We start from the raw sequence: 13556 nt of genomic DNA on the forward strand, positions 1-13556 counted from the left end.
TCCTTTACTTGTCATGTGACATGTATATGTAGCATGACATGCATTTCAAGAACATGTCAAGTAACATGTAAAATCGGAGTATGAGCACAGAGGACGACAGCCAGACGATTGCCGAGGCCCTCACTCGCCTGCAGTGGAAGCGGGGGCCCGGTGGACCTCGAGGCTTCGGGCCTCCCGGCGGACTCGGCGGCGCTGCAGGAATGTTCGAGGGCCCCGGACGGGGAGAGCATCCCTTCGGTGGACGCGGACACTCACGCGGCGACGAACCGGGCGAGGGCGATGGGCGCCATGAAGGTCACCGATCACGTGAGAACGACCGTCGCCACGGAGAGCATGGACGCCACGAGGATGGGCACGACTGGCGCGGAAAGTTCGGAGGACGATTCGGAGGTCGGGCTCAGCTGAAGCTGCTCATCACTCTCGTACAGGCAGGACGCGCCCTCGGAGTCAGCGCGATCGGCGAGAAGATCGGCGTCGACCAGCCCCGCGCCTCCCGACTTGTCTCTCAAGGCGTCGAATTGGGACTCCTCCAACGAGAAGCCGACCCCGATGATGCGCGACGCACTCTCATCGCTCTGACAGAGAAAGGGCAGGCGATCTCGAACAGATTCCGCGGAGCACAGCGACAGACCGTCGACCACGCACTCGAAGAATTCAGCGACGAAGAGCGGGCTCTCCTGGCGCGACTGCTCTCCCGGCTGGCCGACGCCTGGCCGAATTGAAAGTCAGGCCTCGGCAAGCGCCTTGAGTCGATCCATCGACGCCAGCAGGCTCTCTGTCGTAGTCGACTGCGCACGCGGCAGTCGCCGGGGATCACGCAGCTGTGTCCAGTCGTAGGTCTGGCGGACCAGGCTCGAACGATCGCCTGCGGGTTCGATCTCCCATGTCCACTTCTGCCCAAAGGGCTCACCGCCGGTTTCCGAGGGCATCCAGGAAATGAGTCGCCCTTCTTCGAACGCGACGACATGGTTCTCTCGATCCACACCCTTGGTCAGTGTCGTGATGAACGAACCTCCGACACCGGTCACGCGCTGGCCTGCAGCGGCCGCGCCCAGGTTGTCGTTGCCGTCCCATTCCGGCTGGCGAGCCGGGTCGGCGATGAGGTCGAAGATTTCGGCAGGGGGCGCCTCGACCAGAATCTCCGCACTGACGACCTTGAGCGCAGGGTCGATCGTGTCGAAGATCGCCAAGTCCGCTGCATCCGGTGTTGATTCGGTCATGCCATTCCTCTTCCCGCCCAGGCCCGGATCCGTCGTTGGGTCCAGGCGCTCTCCGTACTCAGGCCTCGACTGTACCCCAGCGCATCATTCAGCTTCGGCTCGCCGAGACTCCCGGCGACGATTCAATGCCGCGGTCGCCGTTGCCGCCACTTCGAAGTTCTCATCGGTGCTGAGTTCGCTGATGAAGTCATCGATCTCGGCATCGGGTATCTCGATGAGAACTTGGAGAACCCGGAATCGCGTCACAGGCTCCGGCGAACGAGCCTGTCGGCGCAGCTCCGCCATGATCCGATCCGAATCCGGGGTCGACGACGATGCAGTCGAACCGACGCGCTCCGGCCCACCCCACCCTGTCTCCGACGACGATGCTGCGGCGACGAAGGCGGCCAGCGCCTCAGCGGATTCGATGTCCTTGGGCCCATCCATTGCCAGCTCGAGCAGATCCGGGATCGCAACAGAATCCCTCATCTGCCCCAGGATGAGCGCTGCCGTGCTGCGCACATCGAGGTCAAGGTCTCCGAGTGCGGCGTGCAGCGCATCGGTGATGACAGCAACCGCGGAGTCACCCAGGTCCTCCTTCGGCGTCTTGCGGCGGATCTCGTCAAGAGCCCGAATCGCATTGCGTCGGATATCGACCGAATGATCACGCATTCCCTTCGCCAAATGATGAACGGCTTCGGGCCCGGAGTGCGAGAGTGCCCAACTCATTGCGCCGGCTGCGTTGAGCACCGATTCGTTGAGAACCGCGACGGACAGCGACTCCACCGGGACGGCACCGTCGACCCCGCTGCCCAGTGCCGCCTTGTGCCGCTGGATGACGTCACCGGACTCGAGGGAACGCATGAGATCGATGGTCAGAAGCAGTGCTTCTCCGTCGGCATGGCTGAGCTCGCCGACCTGCTCGAGGTGACGGAGCAGCTCACGTTCGGCCGTGATGCGCTGCTTCGACGCGGCGATGAGGTCGCCGATGAGCGTCTTGGGTTCAAAAGTGGGGTCGGACAGCAGAGCCCCGATCTCCGACAGCGACATTCCGAGCTTGCGCAGCCCCTCGATATGGAAGATGCGCCCAATGTCATCTGCCGAATACTCCCGATATCCGCCGGAGGTGCGTTCGCTGGGCTCGATGAGGCCCAGGGATTCGTAATGACGCAGCATTCTTGCGCTCACGCCCGACCGCTTGGCCACTTCGCCGATCAGCATTCGCACCACACTCCCCTCTCCACTATAGAGAGCACAGGCAAGAGCGAATCGGAATGAACCCCGATCACGATGCGACTCTCCGCATCATCCTGCCCGCCCGAACAGCAGCACACCACTGCGCCGCTGCCCATTTCTGAGGAAGGGATCCGAGCCGCCGGCCGAGGACCTACGCGGGCTTGCCCCACCCGGCGATCCTCGACTGACCCTTCCCAAAGCCCGTCTATTCCGACAGTTCGGATCCCAATGCGACCACTCGCTTGGCCTCGCTCAAGGCGTGGGCGAAGCCGGCGTCCGGATCGGTGAACATATCCCGGGTCGCCATGGCGTGCGTGCGCACTGTTTCTTCCTCTGCCTGTAGCTTCCCATCGAGCACTGACACGAGATCGTCGCCCAAGGACACGATCGCGCGACTCAGGCTCTTCTGCGTCTCGAGATCGCCTCTGCCCAGCTGCGTGACCAGGGCCGATGCCAACTTTTCGCGGTGGTCGCCCGGCACCAGGGCCGCTGCCGATCGCCAGGCACTGCGAGCGACCTCGGCATCAGGATGACCGATCAGCTCCAGCCCCCTCTGTGCGGGATCGATGGCCGCCCAGGCCCGTGGGTCTCCAATCTTCGACAACGTGTGCAGCGCTTGACTCTGCGCCTGGGGCACATCCGAACTCAGCTCAGCGATGAGTCGGGGCACGACCACCTCGGCGGGCATTCGAGTCAGCGCCCAGGTGAGCATGTCGCGGACGAAGAAGTCTGGTTCGATCCTGCACCGCTCGATGAGGATGTCGAGGTGGCGGTCCTCGGCAGTCGTGCCGATGGCCATTGCGGCCTGCAGCCTCTTCTGCGAGTTCGCCCCGGAGAGAGCGGAGACGACAGGGTCAACCTCGCCGAGCGCGAGGGAATCGTCCGGCTCGCGTGCAGGCGCAATCTTCTGTGCAGGCGCAGTCTTCCGTGCGGGCGCAGTGCCCGTCGACTGATTCTTCAGTGCCTCAGTCGCGTGTGGATTGGTCATTGAGTCCACCTCCTTGACCCCAGTCAAGACCTTTACATCGTGTCAAGGTCAAGAGGCAGGGGAAACGACGGGAGGAGTGCTCATCCGCCGCTCGTCCACTGGCCACCGGACGGCGGAGCACTGCTCGACGACGAGGGGCTGTTCGGCGCTTGGTCGGGGATGCCAGCGCCCGACGTCAGCCCGACCACTGTGAGGACGATGACGGAGACGACAGAGAAACCGACGATGCCGAGGATCACCAGGAGGAGCATGCACCCGGCTAATGACAATCGGCGGCGAGTGTTGCGTGGACGGTAGACCATGTGGACGATAGTAACGTCAGACGCTGTTGCGCTGCCCTGGATTTCCGCTGATGGTGCAGGCTTGGAACATCAGTCCCTAATCTCCCCTCCCACCTCATCCGTGACCCTCCTGTGACAAAAGGCACGGCGTGGACACATTGCTCCTTAAGTTTGTTGCATTATCGTTATATTCATGCCTCGACAGACTCGCCACCGCAAGGGCCGCCGGTCCGTGCTCACTGGCGCCCTGATCGGCCTCGGGGCAGCAGTAACGGCACTGATCGTGGCGGCTGTCATCATCGTCAATTCCCCGTTCTCGTTCGGCTCGACCAAGATCAGGCAGATGCAGATGGCCTCAGTGAATCAGCTCACCGAGCAGCAGATCGACAACGCCCGACTCATCATCGGCATCGGCCGTGGCGGTAACTTCGACGACCGAGCGATCAGAATCGCGCTCATGACTGCACTTCAGGAATCGTCGTTGCGCAATCTCGACGCCGGCGATCGCGATTCGATCGGCCTATTCCAGCAGCGCCCGTCTCAGGGCTGGGGCGAGCCCACAAAACTCAATGATCCTGTCTACGCCACGAAGTCCTTCTACGGCATCAACCCGGAGATCAAGAATCCCGGGCTGGAGCAGGTCGACGGATGGCACACGATGAGTCCGACCGAAGCTGCCCAGGCGGTCCAAAGGTCAGCGCTGCCCAACGCCTACGAGCAATGGGAATCCTTGGCCGACGACCTCATCGGCACCCAGACCGATGTCGAAGCCCTGAGCTGACCTATGTCCGTCGCGAAGAAGACCCTGGTCCTGACTGCCCTGGGACTGGCCGCAGCCACCGTCATCAGCGGATGTTCGATCCTTCCCGGCTCGGCCAGCCACGGGAACGGGCCCTACCCGCAGAAGATCGACTCCCCCTACGGCAGTACAACGATCAAGTCCGAGCCGAAGAAGATCGCAGTCACCAGCTCGATCGACCTCGACATTGCGATCGCACTCGGTGCCGATCCCGTCATCGCCCCGGCATATTCGTCGACCGGCACCAACCAGAAGTCCGGTACCAACCAGAAGTCCGGTTCGAAACTCGACCTCAGCCCGTGGGCATCAGCCGCACTCGACGACGCAGGAATGACAGCCCCTGACACGTACGATGCGCAGAAGGGTCCTGATCTCACAGCGATCAAGGAGGCGCAGCCCGATGTCATCCTGGCCACCGGCCTCGATGATGCCGGCTCGCACTTCGATGAACTCTCCGACATCGCCCCTGTCGTCGCGGCCAAGGACGACGCCACCTGGACTGACCGGACGGCAGCGATCGCCACTGCTCTCAACCAAGCGAAGAATGCCTCAGGTGTCGTCAATGACGTCACGCAGAAGACCGAGGACGTCGCCTCGCATCACCTCGAACTCGAGGACACGACCTACGCGGTGGCCGACGTGAAGAAGTCATCGATCGACTACCTGTCCTACGACGGCACCGACGACAGTCTCTTCACCGGCCTCGGTCTGCTCCCCGATGCGGCAGCGAAGAAGTACTCGGCAGACAAGCATTCGGTCACGAAGTCGAACGTCGACGATCTCGACGCAGACATCCTCCTCATCCACTTCCCTGCCAGCGGCGGAGGAATGCTCGAGAAGGCGGAGCTCGCCGATCCCTTTTACCGTGAGGTCAAGGTCATCCGCGGCAAGCACTACACCGTGCTCGACGACGACAGCTTCAACGCGCTGACGAACCCGTCCCCGCTCAGCGACAAATGGGCCCTCGACAACCTCCCTGAGGACCTGAACAAGGCTGAACAGGGAGTTTCCTGACTCCGGCTCGCTGCCGCGAACCATCCTCCGCTGCGTCCTGGCCATCACCGAATTCGTGACGTTCAGCCCCGCGAACTCGTTTCCGGTAATCTCTACCCATGGCCTCCACTTCAGACTCCGCCCCGGTCAACGTCGCAGTCGAGCAGCTCCTGCGCAACCCCGAGGGCAATCTCGAGGCCATTTCCGAGACCGCCGATCTGTTCAAAGCTCTTGCCACTCCGTCACGGCTGAAGATGCTGCTGGTGCTGGCCCACGGCGAGGCCACGGTGACGCACATCGTCGACTCGACAGCTCTGTCGCAGCCCCTGGTGTCCCAGCATCTGAAATTCCTGCGCGGCCTCCACCTCGTCGGCGTCAATCGGATCGGCCGCGAAGCCTACTACTCACTCAAGGACGACCACGTCGCACACATCATCCTCGATGCGCTGGCCCACACCGTCGAAGGTCACGAGCACTGACCAGCCGGCTCATGCTCACTTCATGAAGTCGAGGATCCGATCGATCGCCTCGGCGGTCTTCTCCGCACCGACAGCCAACGACAGCCGCACCGACCGCGAGCCGTTGACGGAGTCGAAGTCGTTCCCCGGTGCCAGTGCGACACCTGTGGCAGCGAGGAGGGCTTCGCACCATCCCGCCGCAGTGTCGATGCCGGAGTCAGCCCGCGCGAGGATCTCGTCGATGCGCGCATACATGTAGAACGCCCCATCGGGCGGTGCCATATCGGAGAATCCCAGGTCGGCAGTGGCATCGAGAACGTGCTTGCGGGCGCGGGCGAAGGATTCGACCGCCGTTTCGCATTCCGCGTACGACTCATCGGTGAACGCTGCGACCGCTGCGTACTGGGCGGGGACCGGGGCGCACAGCGACAGGTTTCCGCTCACGTTCTGGGCCGGCCGGATCAGCGGCTCGGGAAGGATCGCCCAGCCGAGGCGCCACCCCGTCATCGCCCAGTACTTTGAGAACGAGGAGATGACGATCGCGTCGTCATCGTGACTCAACGCGGTCTCGCCGCGCGTGCCGATGTAGCTGATGCCGTGGTAGATCTCGTCGGAGATCACCTGGACCCCGTGATCGCGACACCAGGAGATGAGCTCGCCGAGGTGTTCGCCGGTGATCATCGTGCCCGTGGGATTCGCTGGTGAGGCGAGCATCAGGCCCTTGAGCGGTGCCTCGGCGTGAGCCTGCTCGAGGAGGTCGACAGTGGGTTGGAAACCGTGGTCGCCGCCGCAGTCGAGTTCGACGATCTCGCAGCCCAATGCCGCAAGGATGTTCTTATATGCGCCGTAGCCCGGACGGGCCAAGGCGACACGGTCTCCGGGATCGAAGCAGGTGAGGAATGCCGTCTGGAATGCGCCTGAGGATCCTGTCGTGATCGCAATCCGCTCAGTCGGGATGTCGACACCGTACCAATCCCGGTAGTGCCCGGCGATGGCTTCGCGCAGTTCGGGAATGCCGAAGACCGCGGAGTAGCCGAGGTTGGTGCCATCAGTCAGCACCTCAGCGGCTCGTCTGCGCACGGGCGCGGGGGCACCCTGGGTCGGCTCGCCCAGGCACATCGCGATGGTGTCGCGACCGGACCGAGCCATCTCCTGGACCTGCGCGACGATGTTCATCGCTGCGAAGGGCTCGACGATGCCAGCCCGCGCTGAGGCGTGTGGGCCTGCGGACCGAGCCTCAGCCGTCCGGACACCATCGGTCCGGAAGTCGAGGGGCTGGGATCCGGCAGTCGACGGGTTGAGAACCATACGTCACTTCCTTTCGCGTGGGACGCGGCCCATCAGGTAGAACTCATCGTTGGGCAACATCCCACCGACGTGTGCCATCCGGTTCGAGAGTCCGAAGAAACCGGTGATCGCGCCGATGTCCCAGGCATCCTCGTCGTCGAAGCCGTGCTGGGCCAGGGCGGCGAAGTCGTCATCACCGACAGTCCAGGGCTCCTTGCAGACCTTCATGGCGAAGTCGAGCATGGCCATCTGCCGCTCGGTGATGTCGGCCTGCAGATAGTTGACCGCGACCTGATCGGCCACCTGCGGCTTCTTCTCCTTGATCCGCAGGACCGCCCCATGCGCGACGACGCAGTAGAGGCACTTATTCACCGCCGAGGTGGCCGTGACGATCATCTCCCGGTCCCCCTTCGTCAGGTTCCCGGTCTCCTTCTCCATGAGTGCGTCGTAGTAGGCGAAGAACGCTCGGAACTCCGCTGGTCGGCGGGCGAGGGAGAGAAATACGTTGGGCACGAAGCCCGACTTCTCGGACACAGCCAGAATCGTTTCGCGAATATCGTCTTCGACATTATCGATGTCAGCGTAGGGGTAGCGCATACTGCTCATGCTAGTCGCCTCTGCCGGGCATGTGTGCCGCGGGTCACGCACCGAGCTGGGATGCCTCGGCGATGGCGGCTACTGTGAGAGCAGGCCCATCGATGACGATTGCGAGGAGTGGAATCATGAGTGACGAGAACACCGGCTCGACCGGTGAGGTTCAGCTCGACAACGGCGTGTTCCGTGTGACGAAGTGGACGATCGAACCCGACGGCATCATCCCGATGCACAAGCACGAGCACGAATACGTCGTCGTCCCCATGGTCACCGACACGATGGTCGTGAAGAACTCGGACGGCACGCAGATCGACGCCGAACTCGAAGCAGGAGTCAGCTACACCCGTCCCGCCGGTGCTGAGCATGAGGTCTCGAATCCCGGCGGCGGCGCAGACGTCGTCTTCGTCGAGGTCGAACGACTCTGACTCAGCCTCTCAGGCCGGCAGGTCCCAGGTGTGAACCGGTTCGCCGGAGGCCTGGTTGGCCAGGTAAGCGTCCATCATCGCTTTGAGTCCGTCACTGCGCTCGGGCGAATCCGGGGCACTGTTCGGTGCCAGGTGTTCGAGCATGCGCAGCTGCCACGTCGCACCGTTGGCGCGCTTCTCGGCACGTCCTTCGATGATCGACATGTATTCCTCGATCACATCTTTGTCGATGCCCAGACGGTTCAGGCCGCGCCTGGCCTGTGGAATGAGGACGTCGAGAACGAGGTCGGCGACGTCGATGTGACCGATCTTCGGCCACGTCACGCGGGCATTGATGCCATCCTTGGCGCAGGAGAAGAAGTTCTCCTCGGCCTCACGGAACGACATCCGTGACCAGACGGGGCGATTCTCTCCAACCAGGAACTCGGCAAGTCCGTAGTAGAAGGCGGCGTCGGCAACCATGTCGACGGGGGTGGGACCGGCCGGCAGCAGTCGGTTCTCCACCCGGATATGCGCTCCGCTGTCGGAGGAATCGTAGATCGGGCGATTCCACCGCCACACGGTGCCGTTGTGCAGATTGAGCTCGTAGAGCTTCGGGGCATCGGCCGAACTGAACTCGACGAAGTCCTTGATCTCCGGCAGCAGCGGCGGGAAGTAGCGGACGTTCTCCTCGAAGAGGTCGAAGACGCTCGTGATCCAGCGTTCGCCGAACCACACCCGCGGGCGTACCCCCTGGTTGACCAGTTCCGGGGTGCGCGTGTCGATCGACTGGCTGAAGACGGGGATCCGGGATTCGTGCCACAGCTTGCGACCGACGAACAGCGGAGAGTTCGCACTCATTGCGACCTGCGCCGCGGCGATCGCCTGCGAGGCGTTCCACGCCTCGGCGAACTTGTTGGGCGCGACCTGCAGATGCAGCTGCATCGACGTGCATGAGGCTTCGGGCGCGATGTCGGAGAACTCGTGCTTGTACTTCTCCTCACCGTCGAGCTCGATGCGGACGTATTCGCCGCGCGCATCGATGACCGAATTGCTCAGAGCCTCATAGCGGTTCTCCTCGGTCATCCACTTCGCCTCGGTGAGGAACTGGGTGGACAGCGTCGGCAGCGTTCCGATCGATGCGATCTTGAGCCCTTCCGCCTCGGCGGCCTTCTGGGCCCGCTCCAGCCGGTGTGCGATCCCGGCCTCCAGAGTCTTGAGCCCACGCCCGGCGACCTGCAGCACGGGATGGTTGAGTTCGAGGTTGAAGCCGCCGATCTCGGACTGGTACTCGTCGCCCAGGTGCTCGAGGACCTTCGTATTGTTCAGACTCGGCTGATTGTCCTCGTCGACGAGGTTGAGTTCGAGCTCAAGACCGATCGTGCCCGCGGACTTGAAATCCGCGTGGCGCAGGTACGTGTCGAAGAGCTCGAGGTTCTCCGCGAGCTTCTCCCGATACAGCGTGCGTTCTTCCGGCGTATACCGCTTCGAATTGACTGCCTCACCCATGGGACAAGCAAACCACAGAGTAAGGGGTTTGCGCTCCCCCGAGAAGGCATGCGTTTGCGCATCGCCGGATGCGGACATCTCGACCGACAGCTCAGCACCCGCCGTAGAATCTGGGCCATGACTACGACTCTGCCTTCAGATCTCCAGTCCGCCGACCTCCTCGGGAAGGCCGCCGAACGCCTTCCTCTCATGCTCGATGACCTCAAACGCGTCATCTCGCTCGAAACCCCCTCACACGACAAAGATGCTGTCGCCGCCGGTGCGCAGGATTTCGTCGCACTGCTGCACGAGCGCCTCGGCGCCACAGCCGAGACCATCACCGTCGGGGACACCACGCATGTGCGCCTGCGCTTCGGCGACGGTCCCGCCCGAGTCGTCCTCCTCAACCACCAGGACACCGTGTGGCCGCACGGGACGCTCGAGCGCATCCCGTTCTCCACCGATGACGGAATCCTGCGCGGTCCGGGCAGCTTCGACATGCTCACCGGAGCGATCATGAGCGTGCACGCGACAGCGATCCTGCGCGAGCACCTCGGCGAGGATGCGCTCAACGGTCTGTCGATCCTGGTCACCGGCGATGAGGAGATCGGATCGATCTCGTCCTCGGACCTCATCCGCGCCGAAGCGGCCGAAGCGAAGGCCGTCTATGTGATGGAGGCGAGCGCAGGTGGTGCGCTCAAGCTCGAGCGCAAGGGCACGAGCAACTATGTCCTCGCCTTCAAAGGCAAGGCATCCCACGCCGGCCTCGAACCCGAGAAGGGGATCAATGCGGGAATGGCGCTGGCGCTGCACCTGCCGTTGGTCGCGGATCTCGCCGACGCTTCAGCTGGGACCTCAGTGGTGCCGACCGTGATCAGTGCGGGGACCACGTCGAACACCGTGCCCGCCGAGGCGCGCGTGGACATCGACGTCCGTGCCCGCACCGCGGCCGAGCTCGAGCGCGTCGATGCCGCAATCCGGAAGTTGGCAACCCAGCCGCAGCTCGAAGGATCGACGATCGAGGTTCTCGGCGGCATCAACCGCCCGCCGTTCGAGCGCGAGCAGTCGGCGTCCTTGTTCGAACGCGCGACCGCACTGTCGGCCGACCTCGGCCTTCCGGCACCTGAAGGTGTATCCGTGGGCGGAGCTTCGGACGGGAACTTCACCGCTGGCGACGGCATCGACACACTCGACGGACTGGGTGCCGTGGGCGATGGCGCGCATGCCGAACACGAGCACGCGGTCATCGATCAGATCGCCCCGCGCACAGCACTGCTCGCGGCTCTCATCGCCGACCAGCTGCAGGACTGAGCTCAGCGTAGGCACCCTGCACTGACCGTCGCATTCCATTGCGGCTGCGGCCCGTCGCAGTCCATTGCGGCTGCGGCCGAGACCGGTTTCGCTGAGCTCACCGTCGGTCAGTCGACAGGGTAGCCGGCGTCCCGCATCGTCGACTGGCTCTTCGTCGTGAAGAGCCAGTCGCGGAAGTGCGGGTCCGGCACGACCGTCTCACGCGCGCTCAGACAGTCGCGTTCGACGAGATAGTAGTGGTACCCGAAGCGGCCGAGCACTCGCATCAGCTCATCGGGACGGGCTCTGTCATCGAGGACTTCGCATAGGATGTCCGGTTTCAGCGCCTCGAGGAACTCCTGCCCAAACTCGAAGACGTCGTTCTCGGCACCTTCGACGTCGATCTTCACGGTCACTCGGGGCGTGCCATCCGGCATGTCCGGGAGGAGTTCGTCGAGGGAGGAGAAGCGCACCTCGGCGCCCGAGTCGAAGTCCATGCTCGCTGCGTAGAAGGACGGCAGCGCTGATCCTCCGTCACCGGTGGGCACCTGCATCGTGGTGCCCGGCTTGCCCACGCCCGACGGGTGAACCGTGACCCGATCGCCGAGCTGGTTGCGGGCGACGTTCTTCTCCAGGCCTGCGACGACGGCGGGGATGATCTCGAACGAGTGAGCGTGCACCTGCGGGTTGGCGGCCAGGACGGCCATCGTGAAGACCCCGGTGTAGGCGCCGATGTCGAGGAACACCTCTGCGTCCTTGCTTAGGTCGACCATGAGTTCGAGGGCGAACGCATCCTCTTCCTCGGTCCGTCGACCCTTGCCCCAATAGAATTCCTTCGCAATCTCGCACCGGAACGGATCGACAAGGTAGAAGTCGGCGTCACCGGCACGCCCGCGCACCTCGGTGAGACCGATCGGGGCAGGCAGTCTTCCGACCTTGATCCCTTTGACGTGAGGCGCGACGGTGCGCAGCAGCGGGTGGAGGATCGGCTGGGCGAGGGCGGCTTTGACCGGCAGCTTCAGCCCGAACCATGACTGCTTCCGGGCCTTGAGCGTACTCAGGTAGTCATTCACGGTGATCCCCCTCGGTGACTCTTTTGTCCACCGTACCAATGTCGCTGACGCACCATCCAGCGTCGGATCCGACTGCACGGGCAGGTTTGTCGACCTGGCCCGACCGCTGTGTGCTGGAGTGAGGTGACAGAGCGTCGATATCCGGGCTGGAAACCACCGTTCGTTCACCTCAGAATCGTGCGGTTCACGGTGGAGCCGGGCGCTCGGTCCGATCTCGCCGCAAGCCCAGCGCCGAGGCGGTTGCTGCCGAAGCTATAGGCTGGAGACCAGGATCATCAGCTCCAATCACAAAGAAGGTGCACGGCGCATGAAACTCAAGTCAATGACCCTCCATCAGGTATCGATTCCCCTGGTCACTCCCTTCGAGACCTCGTTCATGAGGGAGACCGAGAAGGACTGCTATCTTGTCGAGGCGACCTTTGACACCCCCAAGGGCGAGATCACCGGGTGGGGAGAATCCGTCGCGATGATCTCTCCGCTCTACTCCTCCGAGTACGTGGCGTCCGGCATCGATGTCACGAAGCGCTGGCTGGCCCCGATCCTCTTCGGCATCGATGACCTCACCGCAGAAACGGTGTCCTGGCACCTGCGCCACGTCATCGGTCACCCGATGGCGAAGTCCGCGATCGAGATGGCGGTCATCGAGGCCCAGCTCAAACTCAATGATCAGTCCTTCAAGGACTACCTGGGTGGGGTCGTCGATTCGGTCCCGTCGGGAGTGTCGGTGGGCATTCAGGACTCCGTCGAGGAGACCGTGCGCGTCATCGGCGGCTACCTCGAAGAGGGTTACGCCCGCATCAAGCTCAAGATCAAGCCCGGGAAGGACATCGCGCCCATCGCCGCCGTGCGCAAGGCCTTCGGTGACGACTTCGGCTTCCAGGTCGATGCGAACGCCGCGTACACCCTCGTCGATGCTTCGCATCTGCGCCGCCTCGACGAATATGGTCTTCTGCTCATCGAGCAGCCTCTGGGTGAGGCCGACATCCGTCAGCATGCCGAGCTCGCGAAGCTGATGGAGACGCCGATGTGCCTCGACGAGTCGATCGTCTCCGCCGAGGCGGCCGCTGACGCGATCTCGATGGGCGCGGCTGCGGTCATCAACATCAAACCCGGCCGAGTGGGCGGCTTCATCGAGGCGAAGAAGATCCACGACCTGTCGGCCGCTCACGGTGTGGCCGTCTGGCACGGTGGAATGGTCGAGACCGGGCTGGGCCGTGCGGCCAACGCCGCATTGGCGTCGCTGCCCGGATTCACGCTGCCCGGCGACATCTCGGGTTCGAACCGCTTCTTCCACGAGGACATCACCGAGGAGATCGTCATGTACGACGGCAAGGTCGACGTGCCAACGGGTGTCGGCTTCGGCGTCTCGATCGATCCGGCGAAGTTCGAGAGGTTCCGCACCGATTCTGTCGAGCTGCTGCCGCAGGGCTGATCGGCTGCTCCCCCAGGAGGCAACAGCGACTCCC

15 protein-coding genes are annotated in these 13556 nt (G+C 63.5%); 7 read left to right on the forward strand and 8 right to left on the reverse strand.

Annotated features, from left to right (window positions below; genetic code table 11):
- Positions 1–80: 80 nt before the first annotated feature.
- Positions 81–722 carry a MarR family winged helix-turn-helix transcriptional regulator gene (locus MPN20_RS09765; protein ID WP_242781584.1) on the forward strand — a complete coding sequence of 214 codons (642 nt, stop codon included), beginning with the start codon at positions 81–83 and terminating at the stop codon, positions 720–722.
- Between the two features lie 3 nt (positions 723–725).
- Here MPN20_RS09765 and MPN20_RS09770 read toward each other — a convergent pair whose 3' ends face one another.
- From MPN20_RS09770 to MPN20_RS09785, 4 genes are all read right to left on the reverse strand, one after another.
- Positions 726–1220, reverse strand: a complete 495-nt coding sequence (locus tag MPN20_RS09770; protein ID WP_242781586.1) for an SRPBCC family protein — start codon at positions 1218–1220, stop codon at positions 726–728.
- Between the two features lie 84 nt (positions 1221–1304).
- Positions 1305–2420, reverse strand: coding sequence for a MerR family DNA-binding transcriptional regulator (locus tag MPN20_RS09775; RefSeq protein ID WP_242781588.1), 1116 nt, complete (start codon positions 2418–2420; stop codon positions 1305–1307).
- Between the two features lie 220 nt (positions 2421–2640).
- Complete coding sequence (locus tag MPN20_RS09780) at positions 2641–3423, reverse strand: HEAT repeat domain-containing protein (protein ID WP_242781590.1); 783 nt, start codon at positions 3421–3423, stop codon at positions 2641–2643.
- A gap of 80 nt (positions 3424–3503) precedes the next feature.
- Complete coding sequence (locus tag MPN20_RS09785) at positions 3504–3725, reverse strand: hypothetical protein (RefSeq protein WP_242781592.1); 222 nt, start codon at positions 3723–3725, stop codon at positions 3504–3506.
- Positions 3726–3897: 172 nt separating this feature from the next.
- Between MPN20_RS09785 and MPN20_RS09790 the strand changes: the two genes are divergently transcribed.
- The 3 genes from MPN20_RS09790 to MPN20_RS09800 all read left to right on the forward strand — a co-directional run bounded on the left by MPN20_RS09790 (position 3898) and on the right by MPN20_RS09800 (position 5975).
- On the forward strand, positions 3898–4485 hold the full coding sequence (locus MPN20_RS09790; protein ID WP_242781594.1) for a peptidoglycan-binding protein: 588 nt from the start codon (positions 3898–3900) through the stop codon (positions 4483–4485).
- Positions 4486–4488: 3 nt separating this feature from the next.
- The gene (locus MPN20_RS09795) at positions 4489–5517 is read left to right on the forward strand and encodes an ABC transporter substrate-binding protein (protein WP_242781596.1); all 1029 of its coding nucleotides are present in this window, start codon (positions 4489–4491) and stop codon (positions 5515–5517) included.
- A 98-nt stretch (positions 5518–5615) separates the two neighbouring features.
- On the forward strand, positions 5616–5975 hold the full coding sequence (locus tag MPN20_RS09800) for a metalloregulator ArsR/SmtB family transcription factor (RefSeq protein WP_242781598.1): 360 nt from the start codon (positions 5616–5618) through the stop codon (positions 5973–5975).
- A 15-nt stretch (positions 5976–5990) separates the two neighbouring features.
- Here MPN20_RS09800 and MPN20_RS09805 read toward each other — a convergent pair whose 3' ends face one another.
- Complete coding sequence (locus MPN20_RS09805) at positions 5991–7130, reverse strand: aminotransferase class I/II-fold pyridoxal phosphate-dependent enzyme (RefSeq protein WP_242781623.1); 1140 nt, start codon at positions 7128–7130, stop codon at positions 5991–5993.
- A gap of 135 nt (positions 7131–7265) precedes the next feature.
- Complete coding sequence (locus MPN20_RS09810) at positions 7266–7847, reverse strand: peroxidase-related enzyme (RefSeq protein WP_242781599.1); 582 nt, start codon at positions 7845–7847, stop codon at positions 7266–7268.
- 116 nt (positions 7848–7963) lie between these two features.
- On the opposite strand from MPN20_RS09810, the gene MPN20_RS09815 reads away from it, so the two are divergent.
- Positions 7964–8260: a cupin gene (locus tag MPN20_RS09815; protein ID WP_242781600.1), complete on the forward strand. Its 297-nt coding sequence runs from the start codon at positions 7964–7966 to the stop codon at positions 8258–8260.
- 9 nt (positions 8261–8269) lie between these two features.
- Here the strand turns inward: MPN20_RS09815 and MPN20_RS09820 are convergent, their stop codons facing one another.
- Entirely contained in the window at positions 8270–9748 is a 1479-nt protein-coding gene (locus tag MPN20_RS09820) for a glutamate--cysteine ligase (protein ID WP_242781601.1), read from the reverse strand.
- A gap of 117 nt (positions 9749–9865) precedes the next feature.
- On the opposite strand from MPN20_RS09820, the gene MPN20_RS09825 reads away from it, so the two are divergent.
- Positions 9866–11038 carry a M20 family metallopeptidase gene (locus tag MPN20_RS09825; RefSeq protein ID WP_242781602.1) on the forward strand — a complete coding sequence of 391 codons (1173 nt, stop codon included), beginning with the start codon at positions 9866–9868 and terminating at the stop codon, positions 11036–11038.
- Between the two features lie 107 nt (positions 11039–11145).
- Here the strand turns inward: MPN20_RS09825 and MPN20_RS09830 are convergent, their stop codons facing one another.
- A complete protein-coding gene (locus MPN20_RS09830) occupies positions 11146–12090 on the reverse strand; it encodes an FkbM family methyltransferase (protein ID WP_242781603.1) in 945 nt (314 codons plus the stop codon).
- Between the two features lie 307 nt (positions 12091–12397).
- Between MPN20_RS09830 and menC the strand changes: the two genes are divergently transcribed.
- The gene (gene menC, locus MPN20_RS09835) at positions 12398–13522 is read left to right on the forward strand and encodes an o-succinylbenzoate synthase (protein ID WP_242781604.1); all 1125 of its coding nucleotides are present in this window, start codon (positions 12398–12400) and stop codon (positions 13520–13522) included.
- The last annotated feature ends 34 nt before the right edge of the window (positions 13523–13556 follow it).

It is taken from the genome of Brevibacterium sp. ZH18, assembly GCF_022748595.1.
Classification (GTDB): domain Bacteria; phylum Actinomycetota; class Actinomycetes; order Actinomycetales; family Brevibacteriaceae; genus Brevibacterium.